Origin of the sequence: Anabaena sp. UHCC 0187, from assembly GCF_009712035.1 — a bacterium.
GTDB lineage: Bacteria > Cyanobacteriota > Cyanobacteriia > Cyanobacteriales > Nostocaceae > Dolichospermum.
Genome location: NZ_VILB01000026.1, coordinates 15,545 through 38,128, shown reverse-complemented (window position 1 = coordinate 38,128; position 22,584 = coordinate 15,545). Strand labels below are relative to the sequence as shown.

The window sequence follows — 22,584 nt, the reverse complement described above, 5'->3', positions numbered from 1 at the left end:
GCAAAACTCTTTATGAACATGGAAAATGCTGGAGAACTCACATTGTTGATGTCTCAACTAGATGATGAACAAAATATAAATTTATTTATGATTGTTAGGTTTTTAAAATTTGAAATTTTATATGAAAATGCTCTATATCAAGACTATAAAGAAGTAATGAAAATTTATGGTAAGCTAGTTTCTAGGTTAAATAAACGGGATAAATATAAAGTTGATTTAAATCTCCTGGATTTTATAACCCCCTCAATTTTTAATAAAATAACCTCTCTTGATAAACATAAAAAAATGCTTGATGCTTTTTTCATTTTGACACCTTACGAACAAAAGAATGTAATGAATATTGTAAATTTTGTTTACTCTTACAAAAAAAATAATTTATTAAAAAAAAGTAATCCTCTGACAAATTTTTTTCTTGATGTTTACTGGAATTATTACTCAAAATTGATTAAGGAAATTCAACCTTTACTCGACAAGCTCTAATTAATTTTATGCTAGTAGTTTGTCAATTTTTCAGCAAAACCTATTTATTTAGATAAGTATTCACTCTCCTATCTAAAATTGTCTAAACCCTTGATTTATCTTGGAAGATAGGAGAGAGTGTGAACAGTTACCATTATCCTCTTAAATGCTAACTTCAGAAATATCGGCTAAATTTATCATTGATGATGTTATTTCCTGATTTATTTGATTTGATTGGGCATCATTTTCTTGAGGTTGATTCAGGAGTTTAATTAACCATTTTTCAGTCTGCCGATGATACTTCTTGTTCCAACGTATATTTAATCTTTGGGGTGGTTTTATAGGGTCTAATGCTATAATCACAAGCTGCATTTGCTTAGGAATAACTGAATATTGAATAGTCGTAGTCCACAACTTTACTCGGTCTTGCCAGCTAAACTGAGGATGACGCACAGCCCATTCATAAAGTCTGGGAATACCTTGTTTAAATGCTATATTTGTGGTGACTTGAACAAAGTAATTATCGTTATTAATCATTAGGGGGGCAATGACTGGGTTATCAACTAATAATTTCTTGCGAGATTGAAAGATTTCTGGTGCAAGTTCCTGTACTTGAGCAACCCATTGAGCAATTTGAGGATGGGCATTTAATAAAGGTTCTACAGGTAGTTGTAAAAATAATTGTTTCATCAGCAAATGGAAGTTATCGGCAATAATAGAATCAACAGCAGAGTGATTTGGATGATGGTTTTGCTGAGTAAATAAAAGTTGTTGCTGTGTTTTCTTAATTTGTTGAATGTCAGCCAGATTAATTATTGGCATAGTTGGGAGAAAATTGCATCTCTCCCAGGCAGCGGTTAGCTGCAAATTAATTATTTTGATTAATTATGATCTATTATTTTTAAGCCCTGTTACCCGTTTTTACGAAGACAAGTTTCACGAGGGCAATCCCCGCTTTTGCGGGGATATAGCTATAACTTTTGACTTCACGGCTGTACTAGTCTGGTAAACACTATAATCGTTCACACACTAAAACAGTTCCTTTTTCTCCACGAGTAATCCGCAGTTCTTCATCTAAATAAAGGATTTCTAAACGTCCTTTGGGAGAACGATTCATAACAAAAGAAACTTCTCCAGTTTCTGGACTCATAGTTTGTGGAGGAACTAGACCAAACATCAACTTCAAAAAACCGGACATCAAACTATCTTGCCAACTTGTTTTTTTAGACTTACCTTGCTCACCAAAAACAGCCTTCCACTCGTTCATTTTAGTTGCAGATTGCGGGGTTAAAATTCCTCCCGTAAATTGCACTTGCAGCACCGTATCACTTACCGGCTGACAAATTCCTTGGTTACGAATAATCCCAGATAGTTGAGGAACAGATTCATCAATAGTCGTAAATTCCACAACAATGTCATGAGTTCGCTGCTCTCCATTTCCTAACAAAAATACAGGTTGAAAAACGCGGTCAATCACCACTTTTAGTTTTGTCGGTTGAAACATATTAAAAGCCAAACGACTCAAAGTATAGGCATATCTGCCATCTGCAAGTTGCTCACCTTGAGGAAAATTCGGCGCACTGATTAACAACCATTCACTATCCATTAAACTACCACTGTGGGTTGGTGCTGTCGTTGGGTTGAGAGATTGGAGATTTTCAATCGCCGCAATTACAGTTTTGTCCTTAGTATTACCACCACAAGCAGCTAATGCCTGACGTAAAGCTGTTTTAGCTGCTGTACTTTTTTCCGTATCTACTACCATAGTGTTAAAATATTTTGGTATGAACTGATGTCAGACTTGCCGATAGCGAAGCGTGGCGTAAGCCATAGTGTAGCTTATATCTCAGCGCTCAAGTGATGGTTCCTGAGCTTGTCGAAGGACTGAGTTTTACACTTACCGGGTATTTCTGTAATTTTTAAACAATCGGCTGGTTTTTGAAATCTATCTGCGAGGGTGATTAAAAAATTGTTAATTTGGGAAGGGACTAGAAAGTTAAAATTATTGTTGATCCTACCATGTCCAATAGCATGATCCAGTCAGAGGCATCTCCTCAAGTAGTCATATCTCCAACTATAACAACAGAATCACTAAGCGCAGGTGGAATTGACCCAGAACGCTTTGATTGGCAAGAGGCTTGGTATCCTGTCTATTATGTGAAAGATTTAGATAAAACCCTGCCGACTCGTTTCACTTTGCTAGAACGGGATATTGTTTTGTGGTGGGATAATAATCAGCAGATGTGGCGAGCATTTTTAGACCAATGCCCCCATCGGTTAGCACCACTATCGGAAGGAAGAATTAATGAGGATGGATTGTTAGAATGTCCTTATCATGGTTGGGCTTTTTCAGGAACGGGAAAGTGTTCAATTATCCCCCAACAAGTTGAAGGTGGAAAAGCAGAAGTTTCTCAACGTGCCTGTGTAACTTCATTCCCGACCACAGTTCGCCAAGGACTCTTATTTGTTTATCCTGGTACTGCGGAAAATGCAGCTAAAACCAAAGTTCCCATTGTTGATCTTTTAGACGAAGACCCGGATGACTGGATTTGCCTGAATACTTTTCGAGATATCCCCTATGATGCTTTGACGTTGATGGAAAACGTCCTTGATTCTAGTCACATTCCTTACACCCATCACCGTACTGTCGGCAACCGAGCGAATGTATCTCCGGTGGAATTGGAAGTTGTAGAATCTGGAAAATGGGGATTTAAAGGAGTTTGGGAAGCAGGACCCCGCAAAGGTACTTTAGGAAAACAATATACTACTTTTATTGCTCCTGGTTTAATGTGGCATGATCTCACCTCTAAGCAGTTTGGTAGGACTTTAACGGTGGTTTATGCCACTCCTATTCGCAAGGGAGAATGTCGGTTATTTGCGATTTTTCCGTTCAAGTTCTCTTCCAAAATACCAGGACTGTTTTTGAAGTTGACTCCACGCTGGTATTCACATATTGGCCAAAATAGCATTTTAGAAGATGACCAAATTTTCTTACATCATCAAGAACGGTATCTAGAAAAAAGTGGTGGTAGTGGTAATTTTACTAAGGCGTTTTATTTGCCAACTAAGGCAGATTTGTTTGTCTTTCAGTTGCGTTCTTGGGTGAATCAATATAGTCTTGATCCGTTTCCTGGTAAAACTCTATCACCGTCATTACCGAAGGAAGATTTATTAGATAGATACCATTCTCACACAGAAAAATGTGCTAGTTGCCGGACTGCGCTGGCTAATCTGCAACGGTTACGGGTGGGAGTAGCTGTGGTGACAGTGTTGGTTTGGGCTTTGCTTCCCTTGCTGATATTTATTTATAGTCAAACGGATATTTTCACTATTAGTTTTCTCACCCTGCTTGTAATCAGTGGTGCTGGGATTTGGTTTGGTTTGGGTAGGTTAGAACGACGCTTTTATCAAGGACGGTTGATTCCACCGAGAAATCTGCCTGATAAAAAATAGCACAATGTTCAATATTGCTGCCATTTTTTGTAGTGAGATGAGGTGAAAAACTCCTTCAGCCACGACTCATTGACCTGTTCAAGTGAATCCAGCTTGACATCTGCGATCGCAAATCGGGGGTCTTCTCTTTCTTCTAATGCTGGGACGGCAATACATCGCATGGAAGCTGCTTTAGCACTGATGATGCCGCGAATAGAGTCTTCAAACGCTACACACTTTTGGGGATGCACATTGAGACGATGGGCAGTTGTCAGATACACCGCTGGATGGGGTTTACCAAATTCCTCTGTCTGAGCAGAACTGATAACATCGAATGTGTCTTGCAAATTTAGCTTTTTTAGAACTACGTCAATCAGACAGATGGGCGATGACGTAGCCAATCCCAAGGGTAAGTGCATCTGCTGGCATAATTGTATAATTTCCATTGCACCAGGCATGGGCTGTCCGAGGGTTATCACAAGTTCGCTGACACGATTGATAATCCGTTCAGCTACCTCAGATTGACTCGTATCTGTCAAAGGAAATCTTGCATACCAATAGCTGACAACCTCATCGCAACGTAAACCCATTGTCTGATTGCACATACTCTCTTGTAGTGGCACTCCCAAGTCATTGAATACCTCCACTTCCGCTTTGTGCCAAAAAGGCTCGCTGTTGATCAACAAACCGTCCATGTCAAATATGACCGCCGTATCTATCATAAAAACCTCTGGTAACGCTGGAAAATCTTTTGGTGAGCCTATCCAGGTACAGGCATTATACATATTAAATCCTACCCTGTGAATACAGTGTTAAGGGTAGGTATTTCTGCAAATTTAACAACTCAAAATGCTATGTTTCAGGTCTAGCAACAGCATCCAACAACACCAACCCCAGTTGCTTCAATAAAGCAGTATTCCCATCAGGACAGCCATGTTGAATTAAACATTTAGCACAACCAGTATGACAATTACAATCTCGTGCGATCGCCCTACCAACCTCCGCAAGTTTTGGCAGATGTTTAAACACAGCTTCAGCCGCACCATTGCCGCCATCACTGGTATCATAGAAGTAACCAGTGTAATTGTTATTTTCCTCTAACTCCTTCACCACAGTAAAATTCACCTGTTTGGGGTCAACTCTCGCTACAAGCTGTAATGCCCTCATAATTTGATGTCCAAAGCTGTGCATAGCAATGAAGGGACTGGAATATTCCCACAACTGTTGATAACCAGAAGGTATCGGTTCTTTACTGCGAGTTAAACCGCTTCTAATTTCCTTCGCAAATTGCTGGATGTATTCTCGCGCACTTGAGTTAATTGTTACTTTCACCATAGGGGCGGAAAATTGGGTGCGGAAAGGCTGCTCAAACTTGGCTTCTGATAGGGTTTTGACAATGACAGCTTTGCGGGTGAGTTTGCGACACAGAGGACAACGCTGTTGTTGAGGTAAGGGTTCTTTGTAGTTAAGACACCGTTTATTCAAACAAGTCTGCTCGTAAATTTGGGTCATTAAACTGTAACCGCTGGTAATGTGTTTAACTTCACCAAAACTCAGTTCTAGGGTTAAATATTCCTGACATTCTTCAACTTCAGATAAAGGTGCAGGGTGCGAAACTTTCCCCTTTATTTTCTGTTCCTCCTTCACAGATTTTCCTATGACTACGATGTCAGTCTTGTGCGAAACTTTCCCCTTTATTTTCTGTTCCTGTTCCTCCTGTTTCTTTTCTTCTATACCATCTGAAGAAAACAGCAATGGTAAATGCACTGGGTCAGTTAACATAGTTAAACTACTGGTTTGTGATACCGTAGTTGCAACTGTAAAAATTGCCTTATCTGTTGTTTGTTTTAAAATCGCTCGTTTACTGTTCAGGTCTAAGGAAATACATTGATAAGTTAGCATTTGTCCCTTAGTATCTTGTCGTTTATAAATAGCTTGGGGATGCACTTCTCGATAAGCGATATCTTCAGATATTTCCTCTAATTCTTCCCCAGAAATTGCATCTACTAATTTGATAGTTGTTTGCGATAAACCACCCCGAAAATTAACATCTTTGTGGGGATAACCTTTTGCCCATAAACCATTCCTACCTTTGTGTAAATGTCCTTGGGCTAATAACAGTTTGGCAACATCAAAAGCGGCTGCACCAAAATAGTGTTTAATTTTGTTAGTGGGAATGCCTGTTTCTGCGGCTGCACACATCAAATGTTTGGCTGCAAAGATGGGATATTCGTCATTAAAAAACACTTCTTCAGATTCTCCAGATACCAGCATTTCTGGATGTTCTGCCACATAACAGTCTATGGGGTTGAAAGCATTGGGAAGCAGCACTGTGAGTCCTGGTTGAGAACGTCCGGCTCGACCACTGCGTTGCTGATATGCCATTTTAGAACCTGGCCAGCCACGCAATACACAACATTCTAATTCTGGTAAATCAATTCCTGCTTCTAAGGCTTCTGTGGCAATTATCCATTTGATTATACCAGATTGAAGTTGATTAACTACTTCGGCTCGACGCTCGGCAGTAATGCCACTGTAAAACGCGGTGACTTGATTTGATTTTAACAGTTCTGTGACTTCTCGCACACTCCGCCGGGAGTTACAAAACGCGATTCCTGATTTATTTTGATTGAGTAAAAATTGAATTATCCGGGCAGTATCAGCAGTTAAATTGTAACTTGGTTGCGTGACAATTACTTGTCTGGGTGGTGAAGCTGCGCCACTTTTGCGAATCCAAATTAAGGGTTTGGGGTTGAGTTTAGTGGGTTTTAAACCGGAGATTTTCAAAGCTAATTGTTTAGGATTTCCACAAGTAGCACTGAGGAAGATAAATTGCAGTTTTTGGGAGTCACCACCGTAATGATCTACTGCTAGTTTAATACGGCGAATTAACCAAGCCATATTTGCACCATAGCTACCGGAAAGGGTGTGTGCTTCATCAATTAAGATGTAGCGTAATCGTTGATAAAAGGTTGCCCAATTTGGTGATTTCCAAACTTGTTTGAGTTGGAAATGAATTAATTCGGGAGTGACACCTAATATATGGGGTTCACTGGCAAGAATTTGTTCTCGTTCATCTGATTTGACATCTCCTGTGATCATTGCTAAGACTGGGCGATATTTTGGGGGTATGGTAGAAAGTAATTGTGAGATTTTATGGAATTGGTCAAGTGCTAAAGCTCGCAGTCCATAAAATGCTAAGGCTCGGTGTTCTTGATTGATACAACCTTCGATAATACCGGGGTATGTGCTGAGGGTTTTACCACTGGCTGTAGGGGAGGTGAGGATGAAACTTTTACCTGTTCTAATTGCTTGTAAGGCTTTGATTTGATGGGAGTAAAGTTGGGTGATTCCTAATGATTGTAGGGCTTTTATTAGTTGTTTTGGTAGGTCTTTGGGGATGGTTTTGAGGTTAGGTTCGGTGGCAGGAATTGTTTGTTGATAGAGTAAGTCTTCTCCTAGAAATTCGGTGATTTCTGTTGGTTCTGGGGGATGATTATTTGTGTGGGAATTTTCGGGAATGGGTGTGGTAGGTGGTGTCCAAAGGCTTTGCAGTAATAAGTTGTAGTTGGGCGTGTTCATGGTGGTGTTTTTTGAACATTGCCCTTATAAATCCCCCATTGGGGGAAGATATTAAGTGAAATTACAGGAATGCTTTTTATTTTATACTTTTGAACTAGAATAGTTTTTGAGATGAAATAGATAATGAATTACAAAATTAAATGATTAATCCTGTAACGGTAATGAATGACAACAAGCAAAGCGGAACAGATAAGTTAGAAATATCGCGTAGGAAGAGTGCGATGGTACTCTTCGAGCTAGAGCAAGCCTTGGGTTATTTTGTTGAACTTCTCAAACCAGATCCAAATGAACTTCCGTCCAGGACTGTTGAATTCTTCGAGAAAGAGGGTCGAATTTTTGATAAAACGACGACTAGAGGAATCGTTGCTGCAACTTACTTGGAAGAGGTCTTGAGTATGGCTAAGGACGCAGCAAAGGAAAGAACAGAAAAAGATTATTTGGAGAGATTACAAGAATTATTTAAAGTTCTTGAGGTACGTCACATTAGGAATGCTATTAGTCACCCTAATAAACCTTTTCATCATTGCTATTGGCATCGTGTTGCGGCCATTGCTACCGATCCATTGATTGACAAGCTACAGTTTAGCGATGTTACTCAAGCTTTTCTTGATGCAGAAGCTGGAAGATTGTTATCACCACCGGATACATGGATAAACGAACCTATTTGGTCTCTGCCCAACAACTTACCACAACTACAGCAGTTTGATCACGCTCTCACTGGTTTAATTGGGAGACAACGAGAAATTTCTGAGCTAATCAAGACAATGAGAAACAAAAGATATCCTCTTATTGCTCTTGTTGCTCCGGGTGGTTTGGGTAAGACAGCCCTACTGCTGCAAGCTTTATATGATACAGTACATTCACCGGAATCAGTAGATTGGGTTGATCAAATCCTTTATTTCAGCTCAAAGACTGAATTATTGACGACGGACGGTGTTATCGCTCAAATTCCATCTACTGCAACTATTGACGGTATATGTCTATCAATTGCTAGTACACTAGCTGAACAGGAAAGTCTTGACAAACTCACATTTGAGGATGCCTGCAATAAATTTGACAAAAGACGAATTCTTCTTTGTCTTGACAACCTTGAAACCATACTCCGAGATGATCCCAATACCTTTAACAGTTTCTACAGTAATCTCCCAGAAGAATGGCGAGTCATTGTTACAAGCCGCATTAGTTTAAATTCTGGTAACACTATTCCTTTAAAACCCTTAGACAGTAATGGAGCGCAGAAACTCGCTCGTGAGTATTTATTGAAACGTAGCGGACAACGCCTTAGTGAAGACGAATTGAAGAATATTGTCCAAGCTTGTGATTCAATTCCGCTTGCCATTCGTTTGACCATTGATGGATTTATTGCAGGACACCCGCTGAATCTAGGAATATCTAAAGCAAAGGAACAGGTACTTGAATTTTCTTACAAAAATCTGCTTGAAGCCTTGTCACCTATGGCGTATGAAGTTCTAGAATGTCTTTTCGTAACTGATGAACCAATTACTCGTGCGAATGCTTGTCTCCTACTGCAAAGAAATGTGGATGATATAGCTGAAGCTTTTAGCCAACTTCAGGGAACAAGTCTAGTTACAAGAATTCCGGAGATAACTGAGGAAAGCTATATACTCAGTTCCTCAGTACGTGATTTGATGCTTTTCAGCCCTATTGATCCAAATGTTAGATCAGCTGTAGAGGCAAAACTTAGGAACACAAGGCAGATACTCCGCGAAATTGACAAGTCACCGAATATTTATAGAAATAATCCAATTTCTGGGAAATATATTCCCGATTCTGCTACAGAACAAGTTAGAATGATTGCCCTAGATGCCTTTCGAGAGTTATCACGCCAACCTTTTGATCGTCGTCTTTTGTCGGATATCTTCAATACTTTAAAGTTGGCTATAGAGGCGTGTAAAGACCAATCAATCCTTTACAGGATTCGAGGTTTAGTTTTGCTTAAGCTTAATGATCGCTTAGGAGGGAAAAGATCCCTTCAACAAGCTTGGGATATGGGTGATATCGCTTCAGGCTTGATTTTGTCAAATGAGCTTCGTAAAGACAAAGATTATAAAGGAGCTAAAGATTTAGGCGAACGCTTGGTAGAACTTGGATGGGATAATCCAGACCAATCTGATGTCCATCATGCACGGATGGTTATTCAAAACTACTACCTTCCTTTGATTTGGTTGGGTGAAACAGAAAAAGCTATTGAGGCTACAAAAGACTGGCAAAATGCAGGACCTCTACGTGGAACTAAAGGTTCATTGCTTGCTCAAGCTTTGCGGCAATCTGCTGAGTACGGTCCTTCTAGGAGTGTTCAAAAATCTTTGTGTGAGGCAATTGATGTACTGAATGAGGTATTCGACTTGGAAGGGCATACAGGTCCTGAAGTAGCTGTAGGAATTAAACTTGTAAATGATTTATGGTATGGGACAGGAAAAATTTCCCATCTGAGTGAAGACGCAAAATTAAAGTTTACAACCTTTGTAGATAAACATTTAGTGAAGATGTGTCAGGTGCATAATGATTACACACTCTATCATCCAGATGTACAAAAGTGGGTCAAAAAGTTATCAAATTTACAAATAGAAAGTGGCAATAATCCTTTAACTTCTGCTCGGTGGAAAAATTTGATAGAAACATCGAAAGTGGATGAAAGTGAAATAGACATTAGCCCAGAGGAAGGTTGGGTTCATGTAAGTGTTTACTATCGACCTACTTTAGATAACAGGAATCAACACAAACCTTTTTTGTTCGCTAAGGATAAAGATAATCGGCAGTACTATGTACGCCGTGATAAATTAAGGTCTGTTGACAAAAATTGGCCGCATATAAAAATTGATGACTGTCTAGAGGTCATACCAGATCCACAATACCAAGAAGGAGTAGCTCAACCTGTTCTTGATGCAAGAGTTGTCAAATGCTAACGAGAGATTGCAGTTACAATATCTTGAGTAACAACATCCAGATAACTTCATTAACTTTGATATGATGTATTTAGGCAATGAAAGGTTTACTTTTATTTTAAATAAATCAATCAATGCCTACTGCTTTTTATCACCAAAATATTGAATATGAGTTACTTTAACGATTTATTTTGGATTTTAGACAGACATCAAACATCCAATCCAAAATCCAAAATTCTCCCTCAACTTCCTCCTAATTAAACAACCTGAAACAACCTACAAACACCAAGAATCACCACCAACAAATCCCTACCATCACCACCCCTCTTAATAGACATCTCCAAATCCAAGATCATAGTCACCGCTTTAGCCAAAGCATTGATACTTGTATTTGCTACCTCCTGACGCAAATAGTAAATACGATGAGGATTACTGATATTACAAAGTTGAGCTAATTCACCATCCTTCTTCACCCCAGAAACAATCGCAGACTTCACCCATAACCAAGTTCTAAACTGCGTTAAAAGAGTGCTAACAATCACCATTAAAGGTTGACAACGAGACAGTAAATCATCCAACAATTGCAAAACTTGATGGCTTTTTCCTTCACGCATAGCCGCAGCCAATTGTAGGCTATTCTGAGTTTGACATGGCACTAACTCCTGTACCTCCCCAAGCTCCAATTTTCTACTTTGAGCATAGATAGACAATTTGCGTAACTCAGAAGCAGCACGGATCATATCATTACCAATAGCTTGTGCTAAATATGTCACCGCCTCCTCTGACAGCAGCAGTTTAATTTTCTTAGCTGTCACAGCATGATCTGTGGTGTTCGTGTAGAGTTTGGCAGCAAGGGAAACTATCGCCTGTTCAATCAAATCATACCGCCAAGGTGGTATCAACGAAAACTCAAACAACGTCCCATACTTGACCAGATGCTTGTAAACCTTCAGCCGCTTATCCACATTATTAGCCACAAACACCAAAATTGTCGAATTAGGCAATTGCACCAACTGTTGCAAAGTTGCTAACTCCGTATCACCCCACTGCTTGAGGTGGCAATTTTCCACAATTACCAGTTTTTTACCACCAGTCAGGGAACGAGTCCGAGCCACACTCAAAGCTTTGTCAAGCTGAACAGCCGGAAATCGGTGATAGCATAGAGTCAGCCATTGAGCATCAATCTCCGTTTTGTACTGGTTTAGCTGTTCTTGAATAGCGTATTCATCATCACCCGTGAGCAAAACAATCATCCTCTTACCCTCCCATTATTACTGAGATTGGCAGTTTTAATCAACACAGTCAGGGGTTTTGGACTTTGAGTAGCCCGTTGCAGCATTTTAGCGATCGCCTCTTTGCTATTCTCAAACTTTTGCAAGTAAGCTGGTGTCACCTCTAAAATTGCCTTAGACCCTTGCAATTTCACCAGATTTGCATGAGCCAACAGCTTTTGATGGTTCGGTTTAGCCTTATCCATCACCTGCTGCCAAATTTGCGCTAAATTAGCAGTATTAGAAGCATTAGCAGTATTGGTTGCAACTGCTGGTAACAAGCTATCTTTACCTGGATCATCCACAGGTTTATCAGTCACCTTGTTGATGGTGTACGTTCCATAAGTTGGTAACAATTTGCCATCATGCCCAGGTTTCACATTTACCGTCTTCGTTGCACCTCCAGGCAATAAACCGGGCAGCAAATTGAGTAAACAAACCTCCAGCCACACTGCTGCATTGACCGTATACCGCAGATAATTTTCAGCTTTTTGTAACTCTGCTAAAGATAAATTCAGTGTCTCGAAATTCCAGTGTTTGGCAAAAGCTTTGAGTTGGGTATAACTGACACAACCAGTTAGTAAAGCTTGTTCCTGCGGTGCAGACTTGATAATCAGTAAATCTCGGTATGTTTGCAGTAAATTTGAGATAATCAATTTAGGCGGTTTCCCAGAGTCTACCAATTCTCTAGCAACTTGCAGCAAATTAAAAGTGTTGTTGGTAGAGATAGCCTGTAAAATAGCCATTAGCTCTGCTTCTGTGACACCACCAACGATTTCCATGACATGATGGGCAGTGATATCTACATCTAAAAGACTGGCTTGACCGAGTAATTGCAGGGCATCCCGTAAACCACCATCACTCAGTCGAGCGATCGCACTTAATGCCTCTTCATTAATAGAAATAGATTCCGCATCTGCTATAATACGGAGATGCTGCACAATTGTTTGAATTGATAAAGTGCGGAAATTAAACACCTGACAACGGCTGATAATAGTAGGTAAAACCTTGTGCTGTTCTGTGGTGCAGAGAATAAAAACCACATGAGGTGGTGGTTCTTCAATACACTTGAGTAAAGCATTAAAGGCATTACCGGTTAAGCAGTGGCATTCATCTAAAATAAAAATTCGATAACGTCCTGCTATTGGTGCTAAAGTACAGCGTTCAATTAAAGCACGGGCATCATCTACACCATTATTTGAAGCAGCATCAATTTCACTCACGTCTAAACTATTGCTACTTTCAATTGAACGACAAGATTGACAAATTCCACAAGGTTTATCAGTTGGTTTTTTGCTATTAAGGCAATTAAGAGATTTAGCAAATATGCGCGCAGTCGAAGTTTTACCTGTACCTCTAGAACCTGTTAATAAATAAGCTGGGGCAATTTGCAGGTGTTTGATGGCATTAGTTAGAGCAGTCTTAACGTAGGGTTGTCCAACCAATTCGGCTAAAGTTTGGGGGCGATATTTTTGATGTAGAGCGACTGTAGACATAGGATTTATTCATCTTAATTCGTCGCTCTTGCCCCTGTTAAGGGGGTGAAATTTTAGTTAAAATTTATAGATTATTTTAGATTGATAAGGTACAGCAAAAAAAGTTACAAAGTTGTTTTGTCAACTAATATAATTTAACATATTTTTGTTATAAATCAACAAACATTCAAATCTTACATAAGATTTTAGCTGACAGAATAGTAAAAATAACTTTTACAAAATTGATACGATCAGAAACAGATAACTATTAACATAAAACAGATTAAATGTCTTTTACCATAAATCTTTGTTAATAAAATTTGTTCCTCTTACCAGCAGGCTTATTACCACTGGAAAGAAAACGGTCAGAAAAAGACTAGATACATACCCAAAAAATTACTGGGGGATATTCAAGAAGCTGAGGCTGCTAAACGTCCAGTCAAAGAAATTCTGCTTCTTTTAGGCATTTCTGTCACCCCTAGTAATCAAAGCCCTAGTAATCCAAACCCTAGTAATTTACTAGGGGATATCCAGTTAAGCCCTAGTAATTCTGATATCTCCTCTAGTAATAACAGCCCTAGTAATTTACTAGGGGATATCCAGTTAAGCCCTAGTAATTCTGGTATCTCCCCTAGTAATCAAAGCCCTAGTAAAATGCGGCGGCATAAAGGAGAGGGAAGCGGTAACATTCACTGGCGCACAATTACCAAAAAAGGCAAGGATTACCCACAGGCTTACTATCATTTTGAGTTTTGGACTCAAGGCGATCGCTTAGTAAAATCTTCTAAGTACATTCCTAAGCGGTTAATACATCGAGTTGAACAGTTAGAGCAAGATAAAGCACCCGTTAAAGACATTTTGCAAGTCTTGGGTGTAGAATTGTAAGCATTCAGCCGTTAACCTTAACCATTTGGAATATAAAGTGGCAGCAAGACATGACGCATGGACATTTCCACTTCTGGATTTGCTCTATCTCCATCAGGAACTAACATAGCGGGATGATCTGATTGCTGCAAGTGCATTTTGATACTTGAACTAGGAATAGCTTTAGCAGCTTCTATCAAATACTTGAGATTAAACTGGATATTCAACATCATTTCTGTTGGTAAATTAGCAACAATCACCTGATCACCTTTGCCAAATTCTCGTTCAATAGATAACCGTAACTGTTGTAAACTGCCATCAAACTGCAAATAAATTCCTTTCTCTTTCTTATCAGTTAACACAGATAACCGTTCCAGTGCTTTAACTAACGGTGCTTTTTCTAAAATTACTTCTTTCTCAAAGCTGAATTTAGTTAATAACTGCTCACAATCAGGATAAATTCCTTCCACAACTTGACAGCTAAGAACGACATCTTGCCAAGCAAAACCCAAGCGATTACTTTGGTCATCATACAGTAGATTAATAGATTCCACATCATCATTTAAGTTACGGGCTATTTCTCTCACCACACGACCAGGCAGAGTAAATTGCATAATTTCCTCAGATGGCACTTGTTGAGATTGAACTTCTTGAGATGAAACTTCTTGACGAGTTTTTCTGCCAATTCGGTGAGTGCAAAGTTCAGTAATAGCAACTCGATGACCATCAGTACCAATAAACTTTAATTTCTCCTGTGCCAGTTGGAGATGAACTCCAGTCAAGATATATTTATTTTCATCAGTGCTGACTGCATAAAGTACACCTTTCAAACCATCTTTGAAAATTGTTGTTGCTAAAGACACAGGAGCAGCATCAATTATGTTAGTAGGTGGGAATTCTTCAGCACTAATGCCTCTAATTTCATACTTACCATCAGCATCAGATAAGCACAAACAGCAGATTTTTGTTTGTTGCTTATCATCATCACTAGATTGAGTAACTTGAGTTTGACTATTCAGAGAAATAGTCCCATTAGGGCAATGCTTGACTATCTCCAATAAAATTTGCACTGGTACAGTAATTTCACCCTTTAATAACACTTGGGCAGCAAAACTCGCTTGAATCGTTAATGCTATATCTGTGACAGTTAGATGTATCTGTTGTGTTTCCACATCTGCAATTATGAGAACATTGGCAAGAATGGGATGACTAGGTTTAGCTGGAGTAGCACAATTCACTAAAAAGAGGGCATCGTAAAATTTAGCTTGTTCACATATTACCTCCATGCCTAATTCTCTGGGTATTGGAGGGTTTAACTTTGATTTAGATTTTTTTTGCTTATTCCGCTTCTTTTCGATGGGTTCAGTTGGAGTATCAGGGTTTGCAGATGTAGATTTCTTCTTTTTGACTTCAGGTATTTTTGTGATATTTGTTGATACTTCATTGTCTATTTCAGGATTAGCAACACTTGTTTGTTTTGTCTGCTTTGCAGTCTTTATCTTTTGTCTTGGTGCTGTTTGAGTCATAATCATTTATCTCTGCTTGCGTCATTACTAAAAAGGTGACTGCGGTAGCAGAAATAAAAGTTGTGAATGTGTGAATGTGTGAATCAATTTTATTGTCTAATCCCTTGATTTATCCTTTAAAATAGAAAAAGTGTAAACACTTACTAATGATAAAAAAATGGATATAGCGGTAGTTGCTCATCAAAAACTTGATGCTGCTTAGGCAACAAGACTTTTAGAGGATATTTTTCGACCTGACGGCATACCGCTATAATATTTTTTATTGCCTGATTGAAAAATGCAGACAATTATCACCCAGTTTCAAGGATTTCCTGATATTTAAGTTGAGCTAATTAGCCGCTTATAGATTACCGAATTACCAAAATCCTTTGTCTAGCCCGTGAACTAGAAACATAATACAACCGATTAAACTCCTTAATTTTAGCTAGGACTGCTTTACTATCATCTCCGCGTTCTCGATTCAGCCGCTTACTCAAATCTTGACCATCAATACCCGCTTCCAAGAAAGTGCTACCTTGACTATTATGAACAGTTAATGCAAAACAGTTTCTGATATTAGCAAACTGTTCCAAATGTTTATAATATTGCTTCCAGAGAAAGGGATTACGCTTGGCACTTTTGAGCAATCGTTGTGTTTCTTGTTTAAATCGTTTCTCTTCATCTTCATGTAAAACGTAGATTTGACGCACGATGCCTTCATCTGTTTCTACCTTCAATCTCCAACTACCATAATTATTGTAACGGTCTTCAAACACATCTAAAACATTAAATTCTGTAGATGTGGAAAGAATAGCAGTTTTACCATCAGGAGATATCACCGGATCTCTAGTAATTAATCTTTCTCCAGAGATAAATCGGTTGGTATTCTTACCATATAAATATGTCCGAATCTGTTGATTATAAAAGTCTACTTGAGCATTCGTCCAAGATAAAATGCGAAAACAATCTGGATTATTAACAAACTCTTTAGACATCTTTTTGCAGGCATAGCGCAGTAAAGTTTGAGGTTTAACCATGAGCGCCCCGTTACTTTTATCAGGTAGATATTTGGAAAATGGGGCAAATGGCAATTTACTTTTAGTTACTGCATAGCGAGAAGCCGTTACAAACTCTAGTAAAGGGCTATCAATTCCTTGACGGACAACTTGAGTTAATACGGCTTTATTTGCTACTTGAAAACTAGGGGATTTTCCTTCATTAACTGGATTTAATTGGGCAGGGTCGCCCATGAGAATAATTTTGATTTTTGTCCAGGTAGATGATTGATTAGCCACATTTTCAATCCAGTGCCACAGTTGTTTACCAATCATGGAACATTCATCAATAAAGACAACATCAAATAAGTTGATGTAACAGGGTCCTATTTGGTCAAGTATTTTCTCTTTACCTCTAGTCACCATTCCTAGTCCTAGTAATTGGTGAATGGTGAAGAATTCCACACCAGTTACCCCGTTTTCTGCCGCCATGCGTCGCAGTACACCTACAGCTTTATTCGTAGGTGCAGTCAAGACAACTCGTTTACCTGTAGCCACAAGAACTTTAACGAGTTGAAAAACTATTGTTGACTTGCCTGTTCCGGCATATCCTACTAATAGAAATAAAGCAGCCGTGATAGTTGGTTGCACAAAAGTCCACATTTTATCCAATGCTTTTTGCTGCTGTTGAGTAAATTGGAAGGGAAAAGAATTGGTGGTCAGGAAAGTAGGAAGAGTTTGGAGCATAATCGCTGCCTTAATTCCATTAATTGATCCATTCAATGCAGCGGTAGCTGTTGGTTTTGGTTCACCACAAAACCACACTCCTTCTAGTTTCAAAAATCTAGCAGGGGTGGTAAATAATTATTCAGTGATGGGATTGAATACTGGTCGGATAAAGAAATAAATAAGGTTTATACCTGGCTTAGGCATCCATATACCAATCTAATGTGAAGTTGCATATAATTAGGGGGCAGAAAACCTTGTTAATTCAAGAATCATTCTGTGCAATTTTATATAAAAATGGTATTATTTCCTGAAAATATCGTTATCAATGGATAACTGAAAATTAATCAATTCGGTTTAAGACCTCTCCTTTCAACTTTTAAGAAGAAAAAATCCAAAAATTTTCGTTGGCTTCAATCCTCTTTTCTTCAGGGAGAGGTCATTGTCAATTATCCATTATTAATTATTGAACTATCATGCCCCCAAAATGCTAAATCAGGTATAATATTGTTGTCCAGTTTTTATAGTTATTATGGACTACCCTAAGCATTGGAAAGAACTAGCCAAAACCATCAAGGAAAAATCTGATTGGTGCTGTCAAAAATGCGGTCAGGTTTTACGTCCCGATGAAAAACCCCAACGCCGTACTTATTTACAAGTACATCATTGGAACAGGGACCCCTCCGACAACAGACCTGAAAATTTAGTTGCTTTATGTCCTCGTTGTCATCTTAATTACCATCGGGGCAGCAAGGGTAATATATCGGTGGGGCAGTTGAGCTTGTTTGATATTTCCAAATTTTAGCAATGTCTTCTTTGCGATATATTGATATTTTGATGTCGTGAGTATTGGCAATATTTATCTAGGGATTGGGCTGCATCATTATGACTTGAATCATAAAATGAGCTTTTTGGTCAAGATATGCTTCACAACGTAGGGGTTAATTTTATGCTTCAAAATGCAACCAAAGTAGAAAACTAATTTTCTCCATGTAATACGCGGTAAAAATGTTGAATTGACGGTATATTACATGGAAAGATTGTTAAGGCGAATAATTGCTCAATGTGTCGTTAGTTGTAGTTGGGGACATCAGTGGTCAAAGAAGTCGGGGTTATTTTAAGCAAAGTAACTGATGTTAAAATCAGTTTATTCTGTGATGAATTGGGAATTGAGCCACCATGTTAGGAGAATAAAATTTATGCAAGTTGTGATCGAGTTACCTGATGAGTTAGGAAAACAACTTTTAGAGTTGCCCAATATGGAAATGGTTGTCCAAGAAACTATCAAAAAAATGTTGTTAGTAGAACGACAAAAACAATCATCTCAATTATTGGTAAATATAGTTAATGATTTACCTGAGTTTCCTGTATTTCAAAATCAAGACCCCTTAGGCTTGCCGACAGCGTGCCGTTAGCCATAATGTCGCTTCCTTCTCAGGGAACCAAGCCGCTGAGTTTTCCAGATACCGTGTGTCCTTACGAATGCCCAAAACCCCAAAGGGTATTGGCTTTTACGGTGCGTTACAAGAAAATAGATTTGCTATTTGCGATTTGCGAATATAGAATAAAGCTAGATTCGCTGTTCACAAATAGGAGTGATATTTGCGATGTTAAAACCGCAAGATGTTGTTGTTGTAATAAAAGTGCATAACTTACGAGATTTGGACTGGACTTACAATGAACTTGCCAACAGCTTACACATCAGCCCTTCTGAAGTTCATGCAGCTCTAAAAAGATGTGAGACTAGTGGTTTGTATGATTGGTCTTCTAGAAAAGTAAAAAAACATTGCTTGCTTGAATTTCTGATTCATGGGCTTAAATACGTATTTCCTGAAAAACCAGGTGCTTTGACTAGAGGAATTCCTACCGCACATTCTGCTGAACCTTTAAAAAATTTACTCCAAGGTAATTCTGCTGATATTTATGTATGGAGTGATCCACAAGGAACTGTGAGAGGACAAAGTATTACTCCGTTATATCGCTCCGTTCCAGCCGCCATTAAAAATGACCCAGAATTATATGAGTTGCTAAGTTTGATTGATGCGATTCGAGTTGGTCGTGTGCGGGAACAAAATCTGGCAAGTATTGAGCTTGAAAAAAGACTGACAATATCATGAATGAACAAGTACAAATGTTGGAAAAGGCGGCAAAGTTACTTGCCGCCTTAAATAAAAAAATAGTTTTTATAGGTGGTGCAACAATATCTCTTTATCTTGATGAAGTTTCTGCTGTTGATGCCCGTCCTACAAACGATGTAGATTGCGTTATAAATATCATTCCCCGCACTAAATATTATCTTCTTGAAGAACAGCTTCGCCAAATTGGACTTGAACAGGATCAAGGTAAAATTATATGTCGTTGGCGTTATCAGGACTTAATAATAGATATAATGCCTGCTGACACTTCTATTCTTGGTTTTAGCAACCCTTGGTACAAACCAGGGATTAAAAAATCAATTATTTATAATCTTCCAAGTGGTCAAAAAATAAATATTTTCCCAGTAACTTATCTTTTAGCATCAAAGATTGAGGCGTTCAATAGTCGAGGAAATCGCAACTTCATGTATAGCCATGATTTAGAAGATATTATTTTATTGCTAGATGGATGTCCTGATTTAGAAGCAGAAATACAACAGGCAGATATAAAAGTAAAAAAATTTATAAAAACATGGTTCAAAAGTGAACTTGAAGACCTGATAGAAATTGCACCTGGACATCTTTCATCTGCATCAAAAAATGCTGGTCGTGAGCAATTACTTTTGTCACTAATTAACAGCATATCTCAATAATTATCAAATCGCGTTTTTGCAACGCCCCTAATTATTATTGTTTAACTGGATAATACAATCCATCTTGAGGCTGAAATTTCCACCCCAAACTACTGGGGTCACGATTCCTGGACCAACGAATAAATTCCTGCTCAGTTTTGGTTTCCCATTCTGTAGTTAAACTCTGCTGTGTCACCCCCAACCTCTGCGCTAAATTTTGCGGTGCAAAAGATGTGATTTCTACTGGTTGTTGTTGATACTGATATGGATATCCTGAACGCCGGGGTTTAGAGTTACCACCACCGTATTTACCAGAGGCCAGCGCCCGTTCAATTTTCTCCAACTGTTTACCAAGGATTTCCAGTTTAGAGTCCACTTGTTCATCTTGTTGGCAAAGGTGCGTTTTCAGTGATTCTAGTTTCTCTTCCACCTGCTGTAATTCGGTGGTTGCTGCCAGTTTTGCACTGCTATCAAACTGTGCTATCAATAGCTGTAATGCTTGCAGTAAATCAGTTGTATGACCATCACGGTGGATTTTCGCTAAGTTACGTACTATTGGGATTAGTACAGTTGGCACGCGAATCATTTCGCTGGGTGGGGTCTTGTTAGTCATGGCGATATCAGGTGTGATATCAATTGTAAGCTAAATTTTCCCTTACGAATTGTCGGTTCGCGCATAAAGTGAAATTCTGAGAACGAATTTACAGGGTTTTCAGCCCCTCTAATTCGCGCATAAGGTGAAATTGATTATGCGCATAAGGTGAAATTGATTATGGAGTAAGCGTTTGAGCCTCCTAGCGACTTCGCACATAAATTGAAATTTTGCATCTGATCAAAGAAATTCACAGTATTTCTTGTAATAGTGATAGTGCTTTATACCTAATAACCTAAATTTTACGTACAAAAGCTACTTGGCTACCTTCTTATCTAGAGTGTATTAGCAATTTCATAGACCGGGTGATCGCACTTGAAAAGTACGTTTTTAAAAGCATTCAGGCTGTTGTTAAATCAAAGCAGAAAAATTCACTTTATCTGCGAATTGACTATTTGGCTCAAACCCTTGCCTCACAACCGATTTCATTTTATGCGCGAATCTCGATGCCCCAAACCCCTATAACTTCGTTGTTTAAATTTCATCTTATGTGCGAACCGACACTAGAACCCCTATAAATCCGTTCAAAATTTTTCAATTAGTCCGCGAACCGACAGTATTTTGTCATCAAGAGTGGAAGCACCCTTGCTTGCTACCTCAACGATTTTCCACAAAGCAGCGTACCATTCCACCTCAAGATTAGTGTTAAGCAGCAGTAATTTTTCACTGGGGGCTGGTTCGGTACTGGAATTTTGGTCAGGTGGGGTAGATCAATGCTAAAGTAATTATCGAAAAGAGATGTTTTCGATAGTTGTATGCAGCCCCCCCCAGAGTTAAATTCACTCGCCCAGGTCAATCCCTTTGCCATTACCGCTGAACGCGATTTGTTGGCAGAATTGTTGGTGGGCAAGCGCAATAAAAATACCCGTCATGAATATGCTAAAGATTTAAATAAATTTTTCCTGTCTGTGTGCGGTCAGGAACCAACACCTCTTTTGGTGGGGCAGTTTCTACAAATGGATAGGTACTCGGCTGTGACTTTGGTTTTGCGGTACAAGGCGGAGTTAGTTGACCAGGGTTTGAAGGAAGCAACTGTTAACCGCCGCTTGGCTGCAATTAAGGCGTTAGTTAACTACGCTTATAAGGTGGGTAAGTGTGACTGGACTTTAACTGATATTAAGAGTGAGAAAATTCAACCTTACCGAGATACGTCTGGTATTACTCCTGAAGCTTTTAGAAAAATGCTATTAGTGCCAAACCAGGAAACAATTAAAGGAAAACGGGATTATGCCCTGCTGCGACTGTTATGGGCTAATGCGCTGCGCCGGGAGGAAATTTCTCACTGTAATATTGAGGATTTGGATTTAGAATTACGGACTTTGAGTATCTTGGGTAAGGGTAAGGGGACGCAGAAGGAAAATGTTGATTTGCATCCCAAAACTTGCAAGGCTCTGCAAGATTGGTTGTGGGAGAGGAAGGAATTAGATATCAAGGAACCGTTGTTTATTTCCCTGCGACCTCACTACGGACATCGGCTGACGGGGGATGGAATTCGCAAGATTGTGGTCAAGATTGCTAGTGTGGCGGGGATTTCCAAAACTGTTAGCCCCCATAAAATTAGGCACTCGTCGGTAACTGCGGCGTTGGATGCTAGTGGTGGGGATGTTAGAAGTGTGCAGAAGTTGAGTCGTCATGCCAATCTAAATACTTTAATGATTTATGATGACAACCGCACTAAAGCCCAGGGGAAAATTACAGCTTTATTGGAAGATTTGGTTTAAATTAATTTTTATGACATTACTGGTTATTTACTGTATTGTTTCTGCCTATATTTATATTATTCAATACTTTAAATTAGGTTTGAGTCAAAGCACCGAAAATATAAATGCTAATCTCCTCTACCCTGATTGAGAAATCAAGTTTTCTGCCGATTTTTCAGGTCAGGGGATAATTTCTGTTGCAAACATAGGACTTTTACTTAGTGATTTTTTTTTATTTTATACAAGTTAA

General features: G+C 38.9%; 18 protein-coding genes. 9 read left to right on the top strand and 9 right to left on the bottom strand.

Translation table 11 applies throughout. From position 1 onward, the window contains the following. Positions 1 to 480: hypothetical protein (locus FJR11_RS20920; protein ID WP_217358254.1), on the top strand; the 480-nt coding region annotated here is incomplete at its 5' end. A gap of 141 nt (positions 481 to 621) precedes the next feature. Here the strand turns inward: FJR11_RS20920 and FJR11_RS20915 are convergent. Together FJR11_RS20915 and FJR11_RS20910 are read right to left on the bottom strand one after the other, a co-directional pair. After that, on the bottom strand, positions 622 to 1,281 hold the full coding sequence (locus FJR11_RS20915) for a hypothetical protein (protein WP_168507227.1): 660 nt from the start codon (positions 1,279 to 1,281) through the stop codon (positions 622 to 624). Positions 1,282 to 1,471: 190 nt separating this feature from the next. Continuing rightward, complete coding sequence (locus FJR11_RS20910) at positions 1,472 to 2,224, bottom strand: PAP/fibrillin family protein (protein ID WP_168507225.1); 753 nt, start codon at positions 2,222 to 2,224, stop codon at positions 1,472 to 1,474. Between the two features lie 254 nt (positions 2,225 to 2,478). Here FJR11_RS20910 and FJR11_RS20905 point away from each other — a divergent pair, with 254 nt between their 5' ends. Next, positions 2,479 to 3,912, top strand: a complete 1,434-nt coding sequence (locus FJR11_RS20905) for a Rieske 2Fe-2S domain-containing protein (RefSeq protein ID WP_168507223.1) — start codon at positions 2,479 to 2,481, stop codon at positions 3,910 to 3,912. 8 nt (positions 3,913 to 3,920) lie between these two features. On the opposite strand, the gene hxpB is transcribed toward FJR11_RS20905, so the two are convergent. Both hxpB and FJR11_RS20895 read right to left on the bottom strand, forming a co-directional pair. Beyond that, entirely contained in the window at positions 3,921 to 4,613 is a 693-nt protein-coding gene (gene hxpB, locus FJR11_RS20900; RefSeq protein WP_168507222.1) for a hexitol phosphatase HxpB, read from the bottom strand. 130 nt (positions 4,614 to 4,743) lie between these two features. After that, entirely contained in the window at positions 4,744 to 7,473 is a 2,730-nt protein-coding gene (locus FJR11_RS20895) for a DEAD/DEAH box helicase (protein WP_168507220.1), read from the bottom strand. Positions 7,474 to 7,613: 140 nt separating this feature from the next. On the opposite strand from FJR11_RS20895, the gene FJR11_RS20890 reads away from it, so the two are divergent. Further along, on the top strand, positions 7,614 to 10,400 hold the full coding sequence (locus FJR11_RS20890; protein ID WP_168507218.1) for an NB-ARC domain-containing protein: 2,787 nt from the start codon (positions 7,614 to 7,616) through the stop codon (positions 10,398 to 10,400). A 236-nt stretch (positions 10,401 to 10,636) separates the two neighbouring features. Here the strand turns inward: FJR11_RS20890 and holA are convergent, their stop codons facing one another. Next, positions 10,637 to 11,632, bottom strand: a complete 996-nt coding sequence (holA, locus tag FJR11_RS20885; RefSeq protein WP_168507216.1) for a DNA polymerase III subunit delta — start codon at positions 11,630 to 11,632, stop codon at positions 10,637 to 10,639. After that, a complete protein-coding gene (gene dnaX / locus FJR11_RS20880) occupies positions 11,629 to 13,146 on the bottom strand; it encodes a DNA polymerase III subunit gamma/tau (protein WP_168507213.1) in 1,518 nt (505 codons plus the stop codon). The genes holA and dnaX overlap by 4 nt, the downstream gene beginning before the upstream one ends. A 633-nt stretch (positions 13,147 to 13,779) precedes the next feature. Between dnaX and FJR11_RS20875 the strand changes: the two genes are divergently transcribed. Beyond that, positions 13,780 to 14,010, top strand: a complete 231-nt coding sequence (locus tag FJR11_RS20875; RefSeq protein ID WP_168507211.1) for a hypothetical protein — start codon at positions 13,780 to 13,782, stop codon at positions 14,008 to 14,010. Positions 14,011 to 14,027: 17 nt separating this feature from the next. On the opposite strand, the gene dnaN is transcribed toward FJR11_RS20875, so the two are convergent. Then, the gene (gene dnaN, locus FJR11_RS20870) at positions 14,028 to 15,521 is read right to left on the bottom strand and encodes a DNA polymerase III subunit beta (RefSeq protein WP_168507209.1); all 1,494 of its coding nucleotides are present in this window, start codon (positions 15,519 to 15,521) and stop codon (positions 14,028 to 14,030) included. Between the two features lie 341 nt (positions 15,522 to 15,862). Further along, entirely contained in the window at positions 15,863 to 17,329 is a 1,467-nt protein-coding gene (locus FJR11_RS20865; RefSeq protein WP_254444808.1) for an ATP-dependent RecD-like DNA helicase, read from the bottom strand. A gap of 418 nt (positions 17,330 to 17,747) precedes the next feature. Here FJR11_RS20865 and FJR11_RS20860 point away from each other — a divergent pair, with 418 nt between their 5' ends. The 4 genes from FJR11_RS20860 to FJR11_RS20845 all read left to right on the top strand — a co-directional run bounded on the left by FJR11_RS20860 (position 17,748) and on the right by FJR11_RS20845 (position 20,003). Continuing rightward, complete coding sequence (locus tag FJR11_RS20860; protein WP_168507207.1) at positions 17,748 to 18,020, top strand: HNH endonuclease signature motif containing protein; 273 nt, start codon at positions 17,748 to 17,750, stop codon at positions 18,018 to 18,020. A gap of 394 nt (positions 18,021 to 18,414) precedes the next feature. Beyond that, a complete protein-coding gene (locus FJR11_RS20855; protein WP_168507205.1) occupies positions 18,415 to 18,630 on the top strand; it encodes a hypothetical protein in 216 nt (71 codons plus the stop codon). A 192-nt stretch (positions 18,631 to 18,822) separates the two neighbouring features. Then, a complete protein-coding gene (locus tag FJR11_RS20850) occupies positions 18,823 to 19,332 on the top strand; it encodes a hypothetical protein (protein ID WP_168507203.1) in 510 nt (169 codons plus the stop codon). Then, on the top strand, positions 19,329 to 20,003 hold the full coding sequence (locus FJR11_RS20845) for a nucleotidyl transferase AbiEii/AbiGii toxin family protein (RefSeq protein WP_168507201.1): 675 nt from the start codon (positions 19,329 to 19,331) through the stop codon (positions 20,001 to 20,003). The genes FJR11_RS20850 and FJR11_RS20845 overlap by 4 nt, the downstream gene beginning before the upstream one ends. A gap of 34 nt (positions 20,004 to 20,037) precedes the next feature. On the opposite strand, the gene FJR11_RS20840 is transcribed toward FJR11_RS20845, so the two are convergent. Further along, a complete protein-coding gene (locus FJR11_RS20840; RefSeq protein WP_168507199.1) occupies positions 20,038 to 20,595 on the bottom strand; it encodes a hypothetical protein in 558 nt (185 codons plus the stop codon). A gap of 794 nt (positions 20,596 to 21,389) precedes the next feature. On the opposite strand from FJR11_RS20840, the gene FJR11_RS20835 reads away from it, so the two are divergent. Next, a complete protein-coding gene (locus FJR11_RS20835) occupies positions 21,390 to 22,355 on the top strand; it encodes a tyrosine-type recombinase/integrase (protein WP_168507197.1) in 966 nt (321 codons plus the stop codon). Positions 22,356 to 22,584: the final 229 nt, after the last annotated feature.

Bases quoted from the DNA above. Each gene is read 5' to 3' on its own strand.
- FJR11_RS20835 (WP_168507197.1), top strand. From the start codon at position 21,390: ATGCAGCCCCCCCCAGAGTTAAATTCACTCGCCCAGGTCAATCCCTTT.
- holA (WP_168507216.1), bottom strand. From the start codon at position 11,632: ATGATTGTTTTGCTCACGGGTGATGATGAATACGCTATTCAAGAACAG.
- dnaX (WP_168507213.1), bottom strand. From the start codon at position 13,146: ATGTCTACAGTCGCTCTACATCAAAAATATCGCCCCCAAACTTTAGCC.
- dnaN (WP_168507209.1), bottom strand. From the start codon at position 15,521: ATGATTATGACTCAAACAGCACCAAGACAAAAGATAAAGACTGCAAAG.
- FJR11_RS20910 (WP_168507225.1), bottom strand. From the start codon at position 2,224: ATGGTAGTAGATACGGAAAAAAGTACAGCAGCTAAAACAGCTTTACGT.
- FJR11_RS20895 (WP_168507220.1), bottom strand. From the start codon at position 7,473: ATGAACACGCCCAACTACAACTTATTACTGCAAAGCCTTTGGACACCA.
- FJR11_RS20915 (WP_168507227.1), bottom strand. From the start codon at position 1,281: ATGCCAATAATTAATCTGGCTGACATTCAACAAATTAAGAAAACACAG.
- FJR11_RS20850 (WP_168507203.1), top strand. From the start codon at position 18,823: ATGTTAAAACCGCAAGATGTTGTTGTTGTAATAAAAGTGCATAACTTA.
- FJR11_RS20875 (WP_168507211.1), top strand. From the start codon at position 13,780: ATGCGGCGGCATAAAGGAGAGGGAAGCGGTAACATTCACTGGCGCACA.
- FJR11_RS20855 (WP_168507205.1), top strand. From the start codon at position 18,415: ATGCAAGTTGTGATCGAGTTACCTGATGAGTTAGGAAAACAACTTTTA.
- FJR11_RS20840 (WP_168507199.1), bottom strand. From the start codon at position 20,595: ATGACTAACAAGACCCCACCCAGCGAAATGATTCGCGTGCCAACTGTA.
- FJR11_RS20905 (WP_168507223.1), top strand. From the start codon at position 2,479: ATGTCCAATAGCATGATCCAGTCAGAGGCATCTCCTCAAGTAGTCATA.
- FJR11_RS20845 (WP_168507201.1), top strand. From the start codon at position 19,329: ATGAATGAACAAGTACAAATGTTGGAAAAGGCGGCAAAGTTACTTGCC.
- FJR11_RS20890 (WP_168507218.1), top strand. From the start codon at position 7,614: ATGATTAATCCTGTAACGGTAATGAATGACAACAAGCAAAGCGGAACA.
- FJR11_RS20860 (WP_168507207.1), top strand. From the start codon at position 17,748: ATGGACTACCCTAAGCATTGGAAAGAACTAGCCAAAACCATCAAGGAA.
- hxpB (WP_168507222.1), bottom strand. From the start codon at position 4,613: ATGATAGATACGGCGGTCATATTTGACATGGACGGTTTGTTGATCAAC.